Below are 21351 nucleotides of genomic sequence, written 5' to 3'. Positions count from 1 at the left end.
AAAAATGCTCCTTACAATATGTAAGAAGCATGAAAGAGGCAAACGAATATGTAAGTCGCGACCCTACCTTATATGAGTATGCTTTTCTATGTCACGTTATGCTCATCTAATATACCGTATTTCTTTTTAAATCTTGTAAGAATCGTAATCCATGAAGTACTAAATAGTAATAAGAAAATAACATTCGAAATCGCATGGCTCAAATCAAAGTAAAAACTTGCGATATAATACGAAATGACAGTTTCCCACGTTGCTTCTCGTATAAAACCGAGAAGGCCCCAGAAATTCATAATCCAGCCAAATAAAAAACCAACAATTACTCCGTAAAGAAGTCTTCCCCATAGCTTTTTCATAAAAAATGTATTACGAAGTAGACCTGCTATAAAACCAATCATGCCCCACGAAAACATTTGCCACGGTGTCCACGGACCTTGTCCTAAAAAAATATTAGATACGATTGCTGCTGTAGCACCAATCATAAAACCAGTTTCACTTCCAAAGACAATTGCAGAAACGATAATGACAAAAGAAGTTGGTTGTACACTTGGTAAAATAGAAAATGGCACCCGGCTTACTGCTGCAATTGCCGCTAATACAGCAACGAGAACAATTTCACGTGAAACAAACGCCTTTCTTTCAAAACGGATATAGAAAGGTAACATAATAACCGCTAATATAAACAAACTACTTAACATGTAATAACCGTCCATGACAAGTGTCGTAAAGAGTAATGTGCCGATTATTACTGCAAAGATACATATTATGAATGCAACATATCTTTTGGACACGCTTCGTACACATCCTCCCACGTTAATGCATATGGCAATTCTTTTCGAATGAATCGATTAATAGATGTTGTATAAAAGAAGTTGCCGCTAAAAAATTCTTTCGGTGCATCATTCATAATGACTGTTCCATCAAATAACATCATACATTGATCAACGTATTTCGCTGCAAATTCAATGTCATGCGTCGCCATTACAATTGTTGTTCCTTCTTTTTGTAGCTTCCTAAATAGCTCTCCTACTCTTTCTTTCTTCCATGGATCTAACCCCTTTGTCGGTTCATCCAGTAATAATAGCGTTGGCTTTGATAATAACGTTGTACATAGCGCAAGTAATTGTTGCTCTCCTCCGCTACAATCATGCGGATGGCGTTCTTTAAGCGCATGTAACCAAAACTTTTTCAACATCTCTTCTGCAATTTTTCTTCCTTGTTCTCCATATAATTCACGCGCACGTTCATAAACCTCGTCCCATACTGTATCAAATGTAAAATGGTAATACGGATGCTGCGATACATACCCAATACTTTTAAAACGTTCTTTCGAATCAATTTTATGTATTACTTTTCCGTTCCACTTTACTTTCCCTCTTCTCGCTTTTTGTAATCCTGCTAAAATCGTTAACATTGTAGACTTACCTGTACCATTCTTCCCAACGAGTGCTACCCATTTTCCTTTTTCAATCGAAACTGATAAATCACGTAAAATAAGCGGACTATTTTTTTCATATTGGAACGAAATATGCTCTGCGCTTAAAATTACCTCTTGCTTTTCACTTTGTGCTATTGGCTCATTTACATATGATATCGCTGCAAAATCATTCATTTTCATTTGCGCCTCTCGCACTGTAAACGGAATATCTCTCACATTCCACTCTAAAAATAGCCTTGGAATTTGCGGAATAAATGGACGGAATGTTTCTACTCCCCACATATCCGTAATAACAATTTTAGGACTACCATCATACATAATACGGCCATTATCCATACAAACAACGCGTGTTGCAAGCGGGATAACTTCATCTAAACGATGTTCACTTAAAATAATCGTAATTCCAAGTTCTTCATTAATCCGTTTTAATAATCCTAAAAACTCTTTTGCAGCGATTGGATCTAACTGCGCTGTCGGTTCATCTAATAATAGCAATTTCGGCTGCATAACTAATACCGCAGCTAAATTAACAAGTTGCTTTTGCCCACCAGATAACGTGTGAACAGATTGATGCAATAAATCTTGAAATCCTAAAAAGCTAATAAGCTCTGCTATTCTTTTTTGAATAATATGTGATGGTAATCCGATATTTTCTAAAGAAAATGCTAATTCTTGAATCACTGTATCCATAACGATCTGATTTTCTGGGTTTTGAAATACCATCCCAATTTCTTGGGCAGATAACAAATCAGCTACTTCCTCTATTAAAACACCCTCATAAAATATCTCTCCAGAACGCGTACCAATTGGAAGTAACTCCTTTTTAAAATGTTTTAATAAAGTCGTCTTCCCAGATCCCGATCCTCCAGCAAGTGCAATAAACTCACCTTTTTGAACAGAAAGAGAAATATGCTGTAACGCTTTTTCATTTTCATCAGCATATACAAATGATAAATTGTTTATTTCTGCATGCGCCACCATATCCATTCTCTCCCTTCCATTATGATTGGTAAACTAATAAACATCGTAAATACGACAAACATCATCCCATCGTATTGCTGAAATAGAATCGATTCGACTTTCGGATAAATAATCAATTTCCCCCCGCCATAATTACTACATATAATAGCCGCTATAAATAAAATGATTAAATAACTGAGCGTATACCAATCGCGCCTTTCCATTCTATAGCGAATATACGTCGTACGCTTCGTTACACCAAATCCACGAGCTTGCATAGAATCTGCCGTTTGCAGTGCATCTTCTAATGAACAAATTAATAATACTTGCAGCAATTGCATACCATTTTTGACGCGTTCAATTATCGAACCTGAATCTACCTGCACACCTTTCGTCTTTTGAACGAGTGTGATTTTCTTTAATCGCCTTATAAACAAAGGAACAAATCTCACTGTAATCATCGTTAACAATGCAACTTTCGGTGAAATTCTTGAAAACAAATATAAAAATTTATGACTGGAAATAATATCATTGTATGACGCAAACGTAAACATAACTGCAACTAGTAATAACCCCATTACTATTCCAAACATAATCGCCTCAAGCTTAATACGGTCATCACCTAACCAAAATAACGTAGTTCGACCTCTATGCGTTAATAACGAATTAAATAAAATTACCATAAAAAAGAAAACAATTGTGCTCGGTAGCATCTTTCTTATCTTTTCGCTATTTCCTTGCATCACATTTAACATAATAATTAATACTATTGCTCCAATTAAAAAAAGAGGATGAAGACCCATCATACATAGTATCATCACCCCGATATAATAGAAAAAATTCACAAAAGGATGTAAAGAAGAAAAACTTATTTTCATAGCCCTTTACCGAATGCCTTTCTTATTGTAATACGTATACCCACTCAATTGTATCTCCTGGTTTTACCGTAGCTACACCAGCACTATGGTTTGGAAAAGCACCGTTCACACGATATTTCCATCCACTAGTATCCGCAATATCTTTTTCATATAAATCATTAATACCTTTTACATAAATACTATCTCTAGATCCGCTTGCATCAACATCTAATCCTGTACGTTGCAATACTTTATACACTGTATCGCCTTCTTGTACATCCATCTTTTTCGCACCCATTATATATCCGTTATTTCCTTTTACCGAGATTGTTACTTGTTTTGCTTTAGGTACTGGTGGTACTGGTGGTGGCACTGGGTTTGGTGGTGGTACCGGTGTTGGTGGAGCTGGTACACTATTGTTCTCTTCTGGCTTTTTCTTTTGCTCCTGCTTCGGTGTTTCTTTCGGCTGATTCACAACCTTTGCTTCTTCTTTTACTTCTGGTGCTTTCGGTTGTTGTTTCTCTTCTTGTACTTGTTGCTGCTCTGGTTGCTTATTTACAGCAGGTTGCTCTTTCGGTTGTTCCTGTTGTTTCTCTTCTTTCTTTACCTCTGGTTGTGCCTGCGGCTTTTCCTCTTTCGGCTTCTCTTCTACTTTTTGTTCTTGTTTCTCTTTCTGTTCTTCTTGCTGCTTTTGCTCTGATTCAGCTTGCTTTTCTTCTGCTTTTTCTTCTGGCTTCGCTTCATCTTTTTGTTCTTCTTGTTTCGCTACCTCTTCTTGCTTCGGTTCTACCTTCTTTTCAGGCTTTACAGCTGCCTCTTCACATCCGGCAAGTAGCCCGAGCGAAAGCAGTAAAGAAATGAACCATTTCACCTTACTCATCCTATCTCTCACCTTTCATACGAAAATTAGGAGCAAATAATTGCTCCTAATTTTTTGTTAAGCTGCTTTACGTCTCCATAATACATATGCAGAAGCAATACATAATACCCCCATACCTACTTCTGTTGCTGCACTATGAGATGATGCTCCTGTTTTTGGTAGACTGTTACCGTTTCCGATTTTTTTATTCTTAACCGGTTCGTTATCTACAACTACTTTTAGATTTTCATCTTTTGTTTCTTGTTGTACTTGTTTTTGTTCTTTCGGTTCTTCAGTAACTTCTTTTTCTACTACATTATTTTCTGGTTCAACGACCTTTTCTGGCTCTTCAATCGGTTTTGGCTTAATTACATCACCAGCGTCTACATTAGACCAATCATAAATAGATTTTCCCATTTCCTTAAATTGAAGTAATGCTAAAAGAGCCTGTTCTGTAGCCATTCCGTTACCATTTTGATCACTTGGTAACCATTTAAATTCACCATTTGAAAGTTGATATGATAATAGGTTTTGCATTGCCTTATGAAGACGGTTTTGATCTACATCTTTAACAAGCGATAATCCAATAATTGCTTGCGCAGTACTATTTGAATTTTCTTGTCCATCAGCTGAAAAACCGCCATTTTGCAGCTGTTCGTTATATAAATACGCAACAGCTTTTTGTATAGCTGGTTTCACATCTGATCGCTCTTGATAAGGAGCTAATGCTGATAAAACCATACCTGTTACATCAACGCTACTAGCACTATCTTTACTACCTGAACTATTATAAGTCCATCCACCGTCTGTATGCTGATTATTTAACAGTGCTTCCACTAGAGCAACTCTGTTCCATTTTGATTCAACTGGAATCTCATACTTCTTCGTATCAAATGCAAGTAAAGCAAATGCATAACCTGTAACAGAATTCACTTTATCTGACTCATACAATTTTTGAACTAAATTATGTCCACCTACATTTTTAGGGTCTGCACTCATTGCATTCATCATAATAATTGTTCTAGCTAAATCTGTCGCTGAAAAACGGTTAATACGCTTTTCTACTTTTTCAGTTACTGACTTAACATAATTTAATTTTGCCTCAATTGGCACATTCTTTCCAGAACGAGAAAGCGCTACAGCTACCCAATCACTTTCAATTCCATCTTGTAACATCTTGTCTGATGTTTTAGAAATGGCTTCATTTAATTGTGCACTTGGAACTTGAATGTTCTCTTGCTGTGGTTGTTCTGTTTTTTTATCATCTTGACCTTCTGGTTTTGGATCAACTGTCGGTTTACCATTTTCACCTTCCGGTTTTGGATCAACTGTCGGTTTACCATTTTCACCTTCTGGTTTTGGATCGACTGTCGGTTTACCATTTTCATCTTCCGGTTTTGGATCGACTGTCGGTTTACCATTTTTACCTTCTGGTTCTGGTTCTTCTGTTTTGCCACCGTTAGGTTCTTCTGTTTTACACGTCCCGAACTTATCTAACGTTTCTTTCAATGTTTCCTGGCTTATATTGCTCCAGTCTGAAACAAAGCGAAAGACAACAACATCTCCAGATTTTAATTTATAACTATCTGCTCCGACTTCTGCAGACTTATCATTTACATCATACAGCCAAGCACTTGTAGCCCCGGCCATTAAACCGTCAATTCCTTTTACATATGTTCCAAACGACATCGTTTCAGATTCTACCTTGTCCCCCATGACCTTTTGCAGCAAACTTAAAGCTGTTTCCCCATCTTTAATTTGCTCTTCTTTCGGGCATAACATAATGCCTTTTTGTGATTCCCCAATAATTGCAAGTTTTGCTGTATTTTCTTCAGCAAACGTAATATGTACTGTATTCGCAAAAGAAACAAATACAAGTGTCACTGCCATTAACGACGTAAGCAGCCACTTTTTCAACATTGCCATCCCAAAATTTCCTCCCTTACTACCATTTACACAAAAAAAGGCCCTTCAAGGGCGTGCGATTGACACTCTCTTTTTGTAAGTGTCGAACAAAAATGTACAACACCTCCTACCCGCATTATTCGCGGCTATATTTGTATAGGAAAAATAATTTTGTTTATGAACGTATCATTGTGATAACATTCACTTTTCTTGGCACAACTTACTTCCATTTAAGTTATCGTAAAACGATAAACCTATACATTCTGTAAATTTTAAATTTCTGTATTATTTTACTATTGACAAAGAATTTTGTCCATGCTTTATCGGATTTATTTTCTAAGAATAATAACTTATTAACTCTTAACTATGTAAACTCTTTTCACTAATAATGACGCCATCTTCATCCGCATAAACATATTCATTTGGATTCCAATCCACTTGTCCAAAATGCAATGAAATATTTCGTTCTCCTTTTCCTTCTTTCACACTTCTATTTGGCATTGTCCCTAACGCTAAAATACCAATATTAATATTCTTTAGTTCACTAGAATCACGAACATACCCATTCACAATAATTCCTGCTAGCTTTCTTTCTTCCGCAATAGCTGCCAAATTATCACCAAGTAACGCACAATTCCTAGACGCCCCGCCATCAACAACTAATACTGTTCCTTCTGGTAATGTTTGCAATCCTTCCTTCACTAGTACATTATCATCTTTCACTTTTACAGTTGCAATTTTCCCGTGGAATTGTTCTTTCTTCCCAAAAGACCGAAAAGACTGGCGACATATTTGTAATTCCTTTTCAAATTCATCACATAGATCTGTAGTTTTCCACATCTTGTTCCCTCTTTTCCTTTTTCTTTCTACATAACATATTCTTGGCTTATTATCGTTTCCCTGTCTAATATTGCAATAATTTGTATGTACGGGAAAAGGATACAAAAACTATTGCCTTAAGAAGCTACCTTTATTATAATCTATTTCACGGATTAAATTCAGAATATTAAAATTAATGAGGTGAAGAAGGAGGAATTTTATGCAAATACAAACTGAGGCAAAAAAACAACCTAGTAAACAAAAGTTTAAAATGCCTGATGCGTACGTACTACTATTTTTTATTGCCTTACTTTGCGCCATTGCTATTTATTTCGTTCCCGCTGGAGAATTTAAAAGAGTTACAAATGGGACCGTTACAACGACAATACCGGGAAACTATCATTCTGTTCCACAATCACCTGTAGGATTTGTTTCTTTTTTTACCGCTATTGAAAAAGGAATGACACTTGCTGCTCCTATTATCTTTCTAATTTTATTTACAGGTGGAGCCATTGCAATTCTTGAAAAGACAGGTGCTCTTGACGGTTTAATCTATCATGTTATTAACAAATTTCGTAATCAGCAATTACTTTTCATATGTATTGTCGCCGCACTTTTTTCTATTCTTGGAACGACTGGCATTATCGTTAATTCAGTTATCGGTTTTATCCCCATTGGTATCATCGTTGCACGCACATTAAAATGGGACGCTATCGTCGGTGTAGCAATTATTTATTTAGGCACTTATGCTGGTTTTAACGCTACTATTTTATCCCCCTCACCTTTAGGCATTTCACAAAAGATCGCAGAACTTCCGATGTTTTCGGGAATTGGTTTACGCACAGCTATCTATATATCTTTTTTACTTGCCACTATCCTTTATATTAATTGGTATGTAAAGCGCTTGAAAAAATCGAATAAAGGAAGCATTCTTGGCGACAACTGGTTTCCAAGTAACGCTCTTTCAAGCGAAAAAGAAGCAGAGAAAAAAGAAGTTCCTTGGACGATACGTCATAAATTAATTTTACTCGTTTCAGCTTTATCATTAATTGCATTTTTAATAGGCGCTTTTCGTCTACATTGGACGGACGCAGAAATGACCGCTACTTTTATTTTCATAGCAATTACAGCCGGAATAATAGGTGGCATGAAAGCAAACGATATCGCTTCTACTTTTCTAGCGGGCTGCCAAAATCTCATATATGGTGCTTTAATCGTCGGAATGGCTCGCTGTATTTCAGTCATTTTAGAACAAGGAAAATTACTTGATACAATCGTTAACCAGCTCGCACAGTCTCTTGAAGGACAAAGCCCTGTATTTGGCGTTATCGGTATGTACGTAAGTAGTGCTGCATTACATTTCCTTATTTCATCCGGGACAGGAGAATCGGTTATTTTTATTCCGATATTAGCTCCATTAGCTGATTTCATGCACATTACACGCCAAGTTACAGTACAGGCTGTTATGCTCGGCGAGGGTGTAGTAAACTGCCTTAATCCAACTTCCGGTGTTTTAATGGGCGTTCTCGCAGCAAGCGGGATTTCTTATGGAAAATGGATTCGTTTCATGGCTCCACTTGCACTCATTTGGTTTATCATAGGACTTGTTTTTCTTATTGTTGGGGTGAATATTGAGTGGGGACCTTACTAAATACTTAACTTGATAAATAAGTACTATCGTTCCATATAAATATCTATTCTATTTCCCTCACTAGTCCTATAAAAATCATTTATTCTAGTAAAAATATAAGAAGGGATTGATCATAATGATCAATCCCTTTTATCAAAATATAATACCTTTAAAGATCTTAGTTCCAGATTTTATTTACCCATTCAGGATGATCAATAAAAGGATTGCGGTTATGTTGATATTTTGTAAAAATCACTTCATTACGCTTTCGCTCTAAATCATCGACCGGGTCTTGTTCATTCCATTTTAATAAGACAGATAGTTTCCCCATGTATGGATCTTTATTGTTATTTACTTTTTCATTCAGTTCTAAATCTATTTCGCCGTTGTCTCCCTCGTAACGAACAGCCATATAAAACAGCATTCTAGCAATATCTCCTTTTACACTATCACGAGGTTCCCAAGAATCACTATCATATTTACACTCTGTCGCTTCAGAATGATTCACACCACCATTATCAAAATCTAGATTTCCACGTGAACTATTTACAGATACATCCGTCGCTCTTAAATGATGTAGATCTGTTCCAGGTCCTGCAGTCGTTCCAAAGTCACCGTGAGATTTTGCCCAAACATGCTCTCGGTTCCAGTTATTTACTCCTGATCCATTCGTAAGTTTCCCTTGCGAACGACCAGTATATAAGAGTATCACATTATTTTTATTATTTGGATCTTCATCAGTATCTCTTAGTGCTTCCCAAACCGCACTGTATGATAACTTTGTATGATTATCAATAATATTATGCAGTTCCTTCTTTAATTCTAACCCCGTTTTTCCTATTGCGTTATTATAATATGTATCGTCATAATTTTTCACAATAATCTCTTGTGCTGATGCAGAAGCTACTTCACCGTGTATAGTATCTGTGAATGATAGAGATGCAGAACCTAAAATAAAAAATGAAGACAGTGTAATCATAGCAATCTTTGTATTTCGAAACTTCATATACCCATTTCCCCTTTAAAATATAATTTGAAGCTATTCACTAAAAAATGCTTTCTAACTCCCGAAACCTTTTAGAAACCCATACCCCTTTTCTGTTTATTTAATACAAGACTCTATCCAGTCTGTATCACTTCTAAACTTTTTATTTATTCACATTCCAAACAATTTCACTTTTAACAAGAAATATCCTTCTCCTATAAAGATTATTAAAATATTCTTTACAATTTAAAAGTAGTTTAATATTAACTTATAAATTTAAATTTATTTATGCAATAATGCATATTTGATAAATACTTTAAAAAACAGTTTGAATAAAATGCATTCAAAGAAAACCGTGCCACAAAACAGATACAATCTAAGACAGAAATAATAAAAATCAAGATGATAGCTCGACTTTTCCCTTTTCCATAACTGTCTTTATTTTTGTGTAAAACCTTTCTTTCTCTGAATAATACGCACAAAAATAGATTGGATACCATGTAGGCACCAATCTATTTTAATTAAAGAAACTGTGTCAATTCTGCGTTCACAACACGTTGTGCAGTAATAATAACATTTTCAGCTGTTAGTCCATAAACACTATATAGTCCACCAGGTTGATTAGGAACAATTTGAACTTCATATTCAAATGCTTGTCCAAAAGTAGGATGAACTAAACTTAGAGTTGCAAAAGTAGAAGCATTAGAATTCACATTGAAGTTTACCTGTTCAATTAATACTAATGAACCGTCAAGTCTAAAAACTCTAGCTACTCCAGTAAGTGGGCCCGCAGTACGGTTAAGGATCTTCACCCTAACTTTATTTGCGTTAGCAGGTTGATTTCCTACGTTTTCAATTGGTCCTGTAGTAAGAGCCATATAACATCACCTCCATTATATTGTTATGATATTCATTCATACGTATTAACGTTATAATCTAATTACTCAATTTATTTAAAATAAAAAGAAGCTTCAAATTCTATTATATTTAGGTCATAGATATTAAACTTAATAAAAAGGCATCTAGCTAAGATTTTGAAGTGCTACAAAATCAAAAATTTTATATCACCACAGTTTTCTACGAGAATCCAGTGAACAGCTTATTTACATAATTTTCGTTATTGGAAGTAAACACCAATAAATAAGCGTATTACTATTCTTTAAATGAGTAACAGTTCTAAAATTGATTTTTAATAGAGAAAAAGGGTTACAGATTCGATTGTAACCCTTTTTCCAAATATTTTTTGTTTTATACGATTTCTATAATGATTACAGGACTGAAGTATGATTCAAAATAGCATTGATTATATGATTCCAATCGTCACAGTGAATCTCGTGACCCGATCCTTCTAAGGGTAATAACACAGCATGCGGAATTTCATTAACAAGAGCAAGACCATGCTCGTATGAAAGCACTGTATCTTCTGTACCATGGATAACCAAAGTAGGTATATTGATTTCTTTTAATCTCCCCTCATAAGAATCCTCACCTTTAAGAAGGGAATGATTAAACATACTGAGTAGATTATTTGCCCGTTTTATTTCGTTTTCTACCTGCTTATACGCCCTCTTCTTATCGAATTTATGCTTTGAACCACAAAGTAATGCTGATCCTGCAACCAAGTAATTTGCAACAGATTCTTCATCCGACCAATTTAGTTTGGCCGCATTAGTATGGTAAGCGAGTATCTTTTCATCGATCGGAGGCAAATTTCGGTCGTTATCTTCAGAACCAAAAATACCTGATGCAATCAAAGTTATACTTATAACTCTCTCAGGGTTCCTTAAGGCTACAATTTGAGCAATCATTCCACCTAATGACATTCCAACAATATGTGCTTCGTCAATATGATATGCATCGAGTACCCCAATCGCATCATCAGCCATATCTACCACAGTATAGTGGGAACTCCCCGGTTCATAAGTAGTTGACCGTCCGACATCTCTATTATCATAACGAATAACATATCGGCCCGTATCAGCTAATTGTTGACAAAATTCTTCATCCCAATAAACCATTGAACACATGGCTCCCATAATTAGTAAGACTGCTGGATCTGCTGAATTACCAAAGCTCTCTGTACATATATCAATTTTATTAATTTTAATAATCTGTTCAGTCATGATTAACTCCTCATTTCATTCGTATTTAGTTAATAAAAAAAGACACAACCAAATAAACCCACACATTTTGAAAAAAATAGTCAGGCATAACGAATTGTGTTTAAAATTAACGTAAACGAATGCACTTGATAATCATGTTAAACACTCTCCTATATAATGAAAATAAGGATAAAACCCTTATTTTCATTATAACATAGCTCTATCAGTAGTAATATAGGTTCATTTCTTCTTATTTTATAGTTAAAAAAGTAATTTTTACTGTATGAATCTGCACTCTTAGTTGAAGAAAAGACGATGTATACAATATCCAAACCAAATTAATATAACGTCTTATTATCAGTAGTTAATACATCTAGAAGTCTAAAAAACATCCTCCAGTTAAGTACTCTGGAGGATATACATATTTCCATAATCATATTCTTACAAGAAGCCACACAAAATGAAACCTCTTTAGTACCCAAAAGGCTTACTCTTATCTATTAATAACTGTACATCGTCTTGCTCCTCTACAGATTAAACGCTCGGCTTCTCTTAATGAAATTGGAACAAGTACAGCTTCATCAACATCGTCTTCTACATCAAAAACCGCAAATGCTTCCCCACCTACGATTAAAACACAAATGAATTCTACTTCTAAATCATCATTAGACCTAGGAATACAATTGGAAATAGTACAACGTTGAATACCCCCTGCTAACAATGTTCTAGCTTCTTGCTCAGATATTCGAATAAAAACAAATTCCTCTATGGCTACATTTCCAACTTCCACTTCAATTTCTACTAAAAGAAAGAATCTGTTTCTAATTCTCACTATACAATTTGCTCCAATTGAAATAATATCTTCATTCATTCTTTTCACCTCCTTTAACACTATAAAATTCACAAAGAGGTGAAATGGTGTGGACAAGCAAACAAAAAAGTTGTTTTTTTGAAATGTGAGACATTAGTTAACAACTATCATCAAAAAAACAGAAAAAATACCCTACACAACAGGAAGTTTTCTCTGTTTTTAGTCTGTATACGATATTCAAAATTAGTTAACATAACGTCTCATTATCAGTAGCAATGAAAAAGGAGAACCCTGCTTTCACAAGTGAAACTTCTTTTTTAGTTCTATGAATCTATACATTCCTATCCTAACGCGGTTTTAGTGCTCTTGTTTGTTACTGGATTAGCCAAAAAACTGTATAAAATCTTGCATACTATTAGCGTGTTTTTTCAAAAATACTGGCATCCCCCAATTTGTGCTTTCTTATGGATATTTCTTGACCCCTTATTAAAACACTCTCCGTTTTTTTGTCTATCTTTAAGAAATAAACTCTGCTTGTTTATTTCAAGTTCTTACATCGAGGATTTACCTTCTCCCAAAGCCAAACAAACAATTCAGATTACATGCCTATATCAAACTAAACATTCAATCTTTATCCAGTTTGTAAATAAAAAAGGACAATCAGCCCCATAATGGACTAACTATCCTATAAATTATTATCTAAATTCAATAAAGTGAAACTTTAATCAGCCCTCACCAATCGGGCTTTTACGGGCAGTTGATCCCCACCTAATTTCTTTGCTTCCGCTGAATTTTGAGGTGAGGGTCTTACTGCCCGGCAAATAGCGGGATAAAACTAGAACTTCTTTTCCTATGTATCATTATTTCGTAATTTCACCAAACTGCGCTCTCGTCACTTTCGCCAAGTCATCTACTTTAAGCTCAATTTGTATACCGATTTTCCCTCCACTTACAATAATCGTATTAAGTGATTGAGCACTTTCATCAATACATGTAGAAAATAGCTTTTTCATTCCGACTGGCGAACACCCACCGCGAATATATCCTGACACTTTCGTAATATCTTTAACGGGAATCATTTCAATTTTCTTTTCACTTACTGCTTTTGCGGCAGCTTTTAAATTTAGTTCCTCATCTACCGGAATAATAAACACATGATAATTTTTACTATTCCCTTGAGCGATTAACGTTTTATATACTTCTCTCACTTCTCGTCCAATTTTCTCGGCTACTGATACGCCATCAATTTTCCCATCGTCTGGATCATATGACATCATCGAATATTCAATTTTTTCTTTATCTAATATTCGCATCGCATTTGTTTTATCTTTTTTCATAACGTTCTCCTTAAAACTTTATTTCATATCATTAAGTTTTCCTTTATTATACACCCTTTTCCATTTCTCCTACATAACTTCACGTATTTTTCAAAACTAAAAATATTGATAATTCAAAAATCATCTGATATAATTTGGAAAAACTTATGTTAAGGAGAGATTTGTAATGCGAAATTTTAATACTTCTTTCCAACTTCATCATCATACGTAACGCCGTGTATCCGAAGAAAAATTTTTCTTCGTGGGTACAGGGCTTTTCCTGTTGACCCACGAAGCGTTCATAAAGCTATGTGGGTATTTTTATACCTGCATAGCTTTTTTTAATTTGAAAAAGGAGTGATTATGATGGAAATGAGAAATGTAAAAGGAACGAAAGACTATTTACCAGAGGAGCAAGTGCTGCGAAATAAAATTAAAAGAGCTTGTGAAGATACGTTTGAACGATACGGATGCAAATCTTTAGAAACGCCGACGTTAAATATGTATGAGGTTATGTCTTACAAGTACGGCGGTGGTGATGAAATATTAAAAGAAATATATACACTTGAGGATCAAGGAAAACGTGAGCTCGCCTTACGATACGATTTAACTATTCCATTCGCAAAAGTCGTGGCAATGAACCAGAACATCCGCCTCCCTTTTAAACGTTATGAAATTGGGAAAGTATTTCGAGATGGGCCAATTAAACAAGGAAGATTTCGTGAATTTATACAATGCGACGTTGATATTGTCGGTGTAGAATCAGTCATGGCTGAAGCGGAACTCATGAGCATGGCGTTTGAGCTGTTCCGAACGTTAAACTTAGAGATAACGATCCAATATAATAACCGAAAATTGTTAAATGGTATTCTTCAGGCCATTAACATCCCTACTGAGTTAACAAGTGACGTAATTTTATCATTAGACAAAATTGAAAAGATTGGGATTGATGGTGTACGAAAAGATGTATTAGAGCGCGGAATTTCTGAAGAAATGGCTGATACGATATGTAATACTGTATTATCTTGTCTAAAGCTTACAATTGCTGACTTTAAAGAAACTTTCAATAACCAACTCGTTGCCGATGGCGTAAACGAATTACAACAATTACAGCAATATTTAATCGCTCTCGGAATAAATGAAAATACGATATTCAATCCGTTTTTAGCAAGAGGACTCACAATGTATACTGGCACCGTATATGAAATCTTTTTAAAAGATGGATCGATTACATCCAGCATCGGTAGCGGCGGTCGTTACGATAACATTATCGGAGCATTCCGTGGTGATAATATGAACTATCCAACAGTCGGTATTTCATTCGGTTTAGACGTTATTTATACAGCACTATCGCAGAAAGAAACAATCTCATCTACAGTGGATCTATTTATCATCCCGCTCGGGACAGAATTACAATGCTTCCAAATTGCCCAGCAATTACGTTCCACCACTTCCTTAAAAGTCGAACTTGAACTAGCAGGACGCAAATTAAAACGCGCCCTTAATTATGCCAATAAAGAGAATATCCCTTATGTGCTTATTATTGGTGAAGAAGAACTTAGTACAGAAACCGTTATGCTAAGAAATATGAAGGAAGGTAGTGAGGTGAATGTCACCCTTTCTTCTTTAAGTAGTTATTTATAATACGAACCACCCTCGTTTGGGTGGTTTTTCTATTTTATAGATAATCAATAATTAGTTTACATAAAATAATTACAAGCTACTTAAAACTAAAAATATATAATATCCAATTACCTATTATTTTTGGTGATATATAGATATTAATTATTTTAAGAGGATTTATTTTGAAAGTCTACATACAAGAACTAAAGTGGCCCACAGGGGCCTCTCACCTTTTATTACTTCCTTGTTATTATTTATTTCGGGGACTTGTTAACCTATATGAGATACCTTTACTACTATTGATTGCTTTACATATCACTACTTTTTTATTAGCTAAAAAGGGAGCCATGAATACGTACGCTAATTATATAGGTATTATCATTACTCTAGTTGCCTTCTTTCCTTATATAGAAATTCTTCTACATATTATAGCAGCCATTTTCCTTTTATTAGATGCTGCTTCTATGAATGCAAAAGAATTTTATGATTCATAGATGGATGAAATGAAACTTTAATCCATAGAGTTTTGAAATAGGTCAGCAAAAAGGATTTACTTTTTAAGTAAACCTTTTTTCATTTTTAATTACTTTCCTTACTCCAGAATAATAAAAGAATATTCTGTTTAATTTTTATAAATTTCTAAATATTTATAAAACATTCAAATTAACATACATTTTAGTTATGTAAAAAATCTAAGTTTTAAGGAGATGAATCCATGCTTAAAAAGTTGATAGCAGGTGCATTATTAACTGTTTCGTCGTTAACTGGAGGAGTGGGATTAGTATCAGCTAGTACCGAAAAGGATTATTCGATTTCCTCTTTCGAATATGTAACTGTAGATGAAAAGACTGTTGATTCGTTTAACAAATTGAGTGCTCCATCAAAGGAAGACATAAAAATAACATTAGTTCTACCGAAACAAAATCAAAATGGAGACTGGTTATCTTATGGATTTTCGAGCAAAGAAAGTTTAGAGTCTTTTATTGAAAAAGATAAACAAAGGTTGAATAATTCAATCACTCCCCTTGGTGTTGGTGGAAGCGGACCTGGTAGTACAGACTTCTATAAACACACAAATCAAGGTAGCGAGTATTTTTCTCTAAGTAGCGGTTATAAAAACTTGTCTGCTAGTTGGCAAAATCAAATTGTTTCTGTACGTACAGCATCCCCCACTGCTAGCTATTCAACAACGCTATGGGAACGTACTTCAACGGACGGATATGGAAAAGGTGTTGTTTTTAAACACGCTGATTGGTATGGTCAAATTGCAAACTTAAATAATTTTCCAACTTCAGCAGTTGAAGTTAAAAAGTAAAAAAATTTAAAAATAAAAGGTGTTTTCACGTATGAAAACACCTTTTATTTCTACAATTATTTCTTCTATAACAATTTCAACTCTTAACTATTATTTTTCGTGTTCCTACTCTCCAAAACTTTCTCCATATTATGAGTTGCCCATTCCATCATTAATAGAATCACTGGACGTAGTGATTCACCAAGCTCAGTTAACGAATATTCAACTTTAGGTGGCACTTCACGGTATACTTCACGATGTATAATGCCATCAGCTTCAAGTTCTCTCAGCTGAAGTGTTAACATTCTTTGTGTGATATTAGGTTTTAATCTTTTTAATTCATTAAACCTCTTTTTCCCATCTAATAAATGATACAAAATAACACCTTTCCATTTTCCACCAATCACCTCTACCATCGCTTCAACTGGACAAGAATATTTATTTAAAAATGGGTAATTTATATTATTTTCGTTTGGACAATCCATAATAAATCCCTTCCCTTAACATTAGTATCTTTTTTGATACTATACCACATAAATGTGCGTACTTGTATCTATGTTACTTTAAAAATATAATTTACTTACAAAATAAATTAACGAAAAGAGGAACTTTTATGACAAATACAAACGAAATTACAAAAGAGAAAATTATGGAGGCTTTTCATTTCAGACATGCATGTAAAGAGTTCGATCCTATGCACAAAATTTCAGAAGAGGATTTTAAATTCATTTTAGAAACAGGCAGATTATCTCCTTCTTCTTTTGGATATGAACCTTGGAAATTTATTGTCGTACAAAATAAAGAATTAAGAGAAAAACTACAACCGTATTCATGGGGCGCTGGTGGGCAACTTGCAACAGCAAGCCATTTCGTCATTGTTCTTTCAAGAAACATTAAAGATATGCATTATGATGCAGAGTATATTAAATATATGATGAACGATATTATTGGATTGCCTGAAGACACTCAAAAAATTAGATATGAATTCTTCAAAAAGTTCCAGGAAACAGATTTTAACTTATTACAATCCGATCGTACTGTATTTGATTGGGCATCTAAACAAACTTATATTGCTTTAGGTAATATGATGACGAGCGCAGCTCAAATCGGCATTGATTCTTGTCCGATAGAAGGATTCGATAAAGAGAAAGTAGACTCCTTACTTCGTCAAGAAGGCATTATACAAGGCGATAATCTTGAAGTATCAGTTATGGTTGCCTTTGGTTACCGTAAAGAAGATCCAAAACGTGATAAAACAAGACAGACTATGGATACAATTGTTGAATGGATTAAGTAATATAGCACACACAAATAATGCTCCTAATAGCTGGATACTTATACTAAAGAACTATTAGTCGTTTTTCTTATGTATGAATTTGGTTTTTCATGGAAAGATATGTTAGTATGTATACAGTTTGAGTGCTCTATTTTTAGAGTCGAACAGGAGGAGAATGAATATGTCTGATATTGAAGTTGGCGAAGTGTTTACTCTTAGTGATGAGAATAACGAAGAGCAAGAAGTAGAAGTACTTGGAGCGATGGATGTCGAAGGTGCAGAATATATTGCAGTTGCCTTTGTTGAAGATATCCAAACAGAAACTGAGGAAGACATTGATATTTTCTTTTTAAAAGTAGAAGAAGATAATGAGTTTTCATACATTGAAAATGATGAAGAGTTTGATAAAGTATCTGCTGCGTTTGAAAAGATTTTGGATGAGCAAGAGCAAGAATAGTATGAATGAAAAACATGAGGGCGGATGCATATCCGCCCTCGTGTTTTTATTCATCACTCATTCAGTGATTTATGCAGTAACTCCAGTACATCTTTCATCGCAAAAGGTCCATCTTTTTTAACATGCTCCGCAAATTCTGAAACGAGACGTAATGTTCTCACACTTTCGATTGGATGTTCTCCTGATGCACTTTCAGCTGAAAGCATAACTGCATTCGTCCCGTCCAGTACAGCTTGAAACACATCAGTCACCTCTGCCCTTGTTGGAATAGAATGATCTACCATAGATTGAAGCATTTGTGTTGCTGTAATGACATATGTATTCGTTCGATTACATTCCTGAATCATCATTTTCTGTAAAAGCGGAATGCATTGATACGGTAACTCTACTCCTAAATCGCCCCTTGCAATCATAATTCCATCTGCTTCTTTACATATATCTTGAAAATTCTCGATTGCTTCCATCGTTTCTATTTTTGCAATTACATTAGGTGACGTTTCTTTATACTGTTGTATAAATTCTCGTATTTCTTTTATATGACTAGGTTTTCTTACGAAAGAACACGCGATAAAATCAACATTCTCCTCTAAAAGAAACTGAATATCTTTTTTATCTTTCTCTGTAATAGCTGGTAAACGAACAGCCGCATCTGGTAAATTAACTCCTTTATGAGATGAGATATTGCCACCTGTTTTTACCTTCGTTTCTATTTTGTCCGTACTTATCTTTTCAACAATTAATTCAACTTCTCCATCATTAATTAAAATTCTACTGCCTACTTTCACATCATTCGGTATTCCTTCATAATCAACACTCGCTTCTGTATTACTCCCTGTAACTGGTTCTGTATGTAAAATAAAAGAATCTCCTGCCTGAAGTGTAATTTGCCCTCCCTTCACTTCACCTAATCTTATTTTAGGTCCTTGTACATCACCCAAAAATTTAATAGAGTCATCTAATGATTTCACTAAACGAATGATGTCTTTATGACTTTCATGCGTGCCATGCGATAAATTCAGTCGAACAATTTTCATACCATTCTTTATTAACTGCGCTAACGTTTCTTTATTATTACTTGCGGGTCCAATTGTACAAATTCGATCGATTGTCATTTTTGTTACCATCCTTTTCTTAATAAGGTTCCCATATGAACTTAAAAATAACAGAGATTCTGACATGAATAGATTTAAATTTACACGAATTTCATAAAGTTAAACCTGTATCCCTTGCTGGCTAAGCATTAGAAGATATATTCGCTTTTTTGCAAATGAAGACATGTTGAATCGAAAGTAAAAGAAAAGTTAAGTATGGGATAAACCATTGAGAGTTTCGAAATTTTCATATATTGTATGAATTGAGTTCGAACTCAAAAATTTAAAAAGGTGGGAAAATTAGTGAATATGAAAAAATCTTTATCGGTGACAACTTTAGGGTTAGCGGTTTTAGGTTTTGGTTTTACTAATAACGCAAGTGCTTCAGAGGTCGATGCTGTAGACAAGCAGCCCGTTTTAGTTGACTTTGATACAATTCAATCAACAAAAACATCTAGTGTTCCTAGTTTGACTGTTGCAGCTGCACCTAAGAATGACTCTAACATTAGCGTATATACTCCCTTTTTTGGTAACCCATATGCAGTTGCTAAATCGAAATCAACTACGACCGAAGACTATGTTTATGCAAAAGCAAGAACTTTCAATGGCGATGGCTCATTAGTAAATACGAAAAGTAATAGTGCAAAAAAATCATCCTTTGTAAGTGCTACAGCGGCCAACACAAGCATTTATTATGGAGATGATTACGCTATCGGTAACCATACCTATAAATTAAGTGGTTATAATGATGTGAATCACGAAACAAAAGCTTTCTGGTAAGAAAGAGAAAAAAGATATGCATCTTGCGTATCTTTTTTCTCTAATATTTTACATATATTGAGGTGCTATTTATGAAACAAATATATATTATTAGCGGTGTTTTACTTATTTCATTACTTACAATTTATATTTTGTTCAATACTTCAATCATACAACCTCATCCACCTTCCATAGAAAATAAACGAGAGCAACAAACCAATACTATTTCTTACGGATTGAAGGATAATCAAGGCCAACATATTAACAATGGTAGTACAATTACTAGTGAGGATAATAAAATTAATGTAACATTATCATTCGTACATACTATTAATGAAAACCGAAAATATGGATTAATTGTTCTAGAAGATTACGAACAAAAACCTTTTAAAATAGAAGATACTACTAATGAAATATTACACTATTTTTTTGATATGAAACCAAACAGTTCAATTACTACGAAAATCTCTTTACACACTTCTCCTAATGCAAGTGAATTAACCTTTTTAATAATAAAAAAACCTGAATACAAATTAAAAGATAATAACTTAAATAAAGCAGCTATTTTAGAAGATATTCTAAGTATGCGATATTCAATGCATCCTCTTCAGAAAGAAAGCGAAAAAATAAAACTCTCCCTTATAGATCCAGATGCTATTTTAAAAGATGGTCTTTACGAACCATTATTTGTTACGAACCGTGAAGAGAATTTACAAACTGTCTTCTTTGAAAAGGAAGGCAAGCAATTAATTCTATCAAACGGTAATGAAACAAATGATGAAATGACTTACGCAATCGTGGCTTTTAAAGATTGGAAACAAGTTGAAATATTTAACAATAGAAAAGTTGTTTATACTAAGCTTGCACCTGAAACGAGACAAATCTTTAATTTCACATTGCCTTTAGTGGATCAGGAAAGTAATTTTCAACTCGTCGCTTTTCCATTTCCTTTTAAAGTTAGCGAAGAAGATTATATCAGTCAACAAGCATTCAGTTCCTTTCGCATCGTAATTGAAAATGAAAATGAAAATAAATAAGTTATACTGTGCACATTACAACAACCTAAAAAAAGCCTACTCACACTGAACTGAACCCAAAAAATTAGACAAATATATTAAGCAGCTACTAAGGATTGAACTCTGTATTGCACAGGGGACAATCCTTTTAGTTTT

General features: G+C 34.4%; 21 protein-coding genes. 8 read left to right on the top strand and 13 right to left on the bottom strand.

Translation table 11 applies throughout. The features are described from left to right. Window positions 1-86: 86 nt before the first annotated feature. The 6 genes from MR169_RS14335 to rraA form a co-directional block, all read right to left on the bottom strand. Window positions 87-788: an ECF transporter S component gene (locus MR169_RS14335; RefSeq protein WP_000044901.1), complete on the bottom strand. Its 702-nt coding sequence runs from the start codon at window positions 786-788 to the stop codon at window positions 87-89. After that, the gene (locus MR169_RS14330; protein WP_242319583.1) at window positions 761-2422 is read right to left on the bottom strand and encodes an ABC transporter ATP-binding protein; all 1662 of its coding nucleotides are present in this window, start codon (window positions 2420-2422) and stop codon (window positions 761-763) included. Before MR169_RS14330 ends, MR169_RS14335 begins: the two co-directional genes overlap by 28 nt. Beyond that, complete coding sequence (locus MR169_RS14325) at window positions 2395-3273, bottom strand: energy-coupling factor transporter transmembrane component T (RefSeq protein WP_242319582.1); 879 nt, start codon at window positions 3271-3273, stop codon at window positions 2395-2397. Before MR169_RS14325 ends, MR169_RS14330 begins: the two co-directional genes overlap by 28 nt. A gap of 22 nt (window positions 3274-3295) precedes the next feature. Further along, complete coding sequence (locus MR169_RS14320) at window positions 3296-4132, bottom strand: DUF4430 domain-containing protein (RefSeq protein WP_086391526.1); 837 nt, start codon at window positions 4130-4132, stop codon at window positions 3296-3298. A gap of 57 nt (window positions 4133-4189) precedes the next feature. After that, window positions 4190-6037, bottom strand: coding sequence for a DUF4430 domain-containing protein (locus MR169_RS14315; protein WP_001241058.1), 1848 nt, complete (start codon window positions 6035-6037; stop codon window positions 4190-4192). A gap of 339 nt (window positions 6038-6376) precedes the next feature. Beyond that, a complete protein-coding gene (rraA, locus tag MR169_RS14310; RefSeq protein ID WP_000266033.1) occupies window positions 6377-6856 on the bottom strand; it encodes a ribonuclease E activity regulator RraA in 480 nt (159 codons plus the stop codon). A 199-nt stretch (window positions 6857-7055) separates the two neighbouring features. Between rraA and MR169_RS14305 the strand changes: the two genes are divergently transcribed. Beyond that, window positions 7056-8486, top strand: a complete 1431-nt coding sequence (locus tag MR169_RS14305; protein WP_242319581.1) for a YfcC family protein — start codon at window positions 7056-7058, stop codon at window positions 8484-8486. A 157-nt stretch (window positions 8487-8643) separates the two neighbouring features. Here MR169_RS14305 and MR169_RS14300 read toward each other — a convergent pair whose 3' ends face one another. The 5 genes from MR169_RS14300 to ybaK all read right to left on the bottom strand — a co-directional run bounded on the left by MR169_RS14300 (window position 8644) and on the right by ybaK (window position 13700). Beyond that, window positions 8644-9471, bottom strand: a complete 828-nt coding sequence (locus MR169_RS14300; RefSeq protein WP_000672182.1) for an endonuclease I family protein — start codon at window positions 9469-9471, stop codon at window positions 8644-8646. A 500-nt stretch (window positions 9472-9971) separates the two neighbouring features. Then, window positions 9972-10328: a hypothetical protein gene (locus MR169_RS14295; protein ID WP_001229417.1), complete on the bottom strand. Its 357-nt coding sequence runs from the start codon at window positions 10326-10328 to the stop codon at window positions 9972-9974. Between the two features lie 390 nt (window positions 10329-10718). Beyond that, complete coding sequence (mle, locus tag MR169_RS14290; RefSeq protein WP_016118311.1) at window positions 10719-11573, bottom strand: alpha/beta fold macrolide esterase; 855 nt, start codon at window positions 11571-11573, stop codon at window positions 10719-10721. Between the two features lie 472 nt (window positions 11574-12045). Beyond that, window positions 12046-12423: a hypothetical protein gene (locus tag MR169_RS14285; RefSeq protein WP_016118312.1), complete on the bottom strand. Its 378-nt coding sequence runs from the start codon at window positions 12421-12423 to the stop codon at window positions 12046-12048. Between the two features lie 800 nt (window positions 12424-13223). Continuing rightward, window positions 13224-13700: a Cys-tRNA(Pro) deacylase gene (gene ybaK / locus MR169_RS14280; RefSeq protein ID WP_000710862.1), complete on the bottom strand. Its 477-nt coding sequence runs from the start codon at window positions 13698-13700 to the stop codon at window positions 13224-13226. A gap of 345 nt (window positions 13701-14045) precedes the next feature. Here ybaK and MR169_RS14275 point away from each other — a divergent pair, with 345 nt between their 5' ends. The 3 genes from MR169_RS14275 to MR169_RS14265 all read left to right on the top strand — a co-directional run bounded on the left by MR169_RS14275 (window position 14046) and on the right by MR169_RS14265 (window position 16617). After that, the gene (locus MR169_RS14275) at window positions 14046-15323 is read left to right on the top strand and encodes a histidine--tRNA ligase (protein WP_242319580.1); all 1278 of its coding nucleotides are present in this window, start codon (window positions 14046-14048) and stop codon (window positions 15321-15323) included. 161 nt (window positions 15324-15484) lie between these two features. Further along, the gene (locus MR169_RS14270) at window positions 15485-15796 is read left to right on the top strand and encodes a hypothetical protein (protein ID WP_242319579.1); all 312 of its coding nucleotides are present in this window, start codon (window positions 15485-15487) and stop codon (window positions 15794-15796) included. Between the two features lie 221 nt (window positions 15797-16017). Next, the gene (locus MR169_RS14265; RefSeq protein ID WP_000914243.1) at window positions 16018-16617 is read left to right on the top strand and encodes a hypothetical protein; all 600 of its coding nucleotides are present in this window, start codon (window positions 16018-16020) and stop codon (window positions 16615-16617) included. Between the two features lie 83 nt (window positions 16618-16700). Here the strand turns inward: MR169_RS14265 and MR169_RS14260 are convergent, their stop codons facing one another. Beyond that, on the bottom strand, window positions 16701-17081 hold the full coding sequence (locus tag MR169_RS14260; RefSeq protein WP_000340574.1) for a winged helix-turn-helix transcriptional regulator: 381 nt from the start codon (window positions 17079-17081) through the stop codon (window positions 16701-16703). A gap of 128 nt (window positions 17082-17209) precedes the next feature. On the opposite strand from MR169_RS14260, the gene MR169_RS14255 reads away from it, so the two are divergent. Together MR169_RS14255 and MR169_RS14250 are read left to right on the top strand one after the other, a co-directional pair. Continuing rightward, complete coding sequence (locus tag MR169_RS14255; RefSeq protein ID WP_000185718.1) at window positions 17210-17893, top strand: NAD(P)H-dependent oxidoreductase; 684 nt, start codon at window positions 17210-17212, stop codon at window positions 17891-17893. Between the two features lie 154 nt (window positions 17894-18047). Next, window positions 18048-18329: a DUF1292 domain-containing protein gene (locus MR169_RS14250; RefSeq protein WP_002005464.1), complete on the top strand. Its 282-nt coding sequence runs from the start codon at window positions 18048-18050 to the stop codon at window positions 18327-18329. 53 nt (window positions 18330-18382) lie between these two features. On the opposite strand, the gene MR169_RS14245 is transcribed toward MR169_RS14250, so the two are convergent. Then, window positions 18383-19441: a pyruvate kinase gene (locus MR169_RS14245; protein ID WP_061663344.1), complete on the bottom strand. Its 1059-nt coding sequence runs from the start codon at window positions 19439-19441 to the stop codon at window positions 18383-18385. 282 nt (window positions 19442-19723) lie between these two features. On the opposite strand from MR169_RS14245, the gene MR169_RS14240 reads away from it, so the two are divergent. Then, window positions 19724-20200 (top strand): hypothetical protein, encoded by a 477-nt coding sequence (locus MR169_RS14240; RefSeq protein WP_061663342.1) that lies wholly within the window; start codon window positions 19724-19726, stop codon window positions 20198-20200. 71 nt (window positions 20201-20271) lie between these two features. Further along, window positions 20272-21216: a hypothetical protein gene (locus tag MR169_RS14235; RefSeq protein ID WP_061663339.1), complete on the top strand. Its 945-nt coding sequence runs from the start codon at window positions 20272-20274 to the stop codon at window positions 21214-21216. Window positions 21217-21351 lie beyond the last annotated feature (135 nt).

Source organism: Bacillus cereus group sp. BfR-BA-01349, assembly GCF_022663795.1.
In the GTDB taxonomy this organism is placed as follows: Bacteria; Bacillota; Bacilli; order Bacillales; family Bacillaceae_G; genus Bacillus_A; species Bacillus_A cereus.
This window is presented reverse-complemented; position numbering and strand designations above follow the sequence as displayed.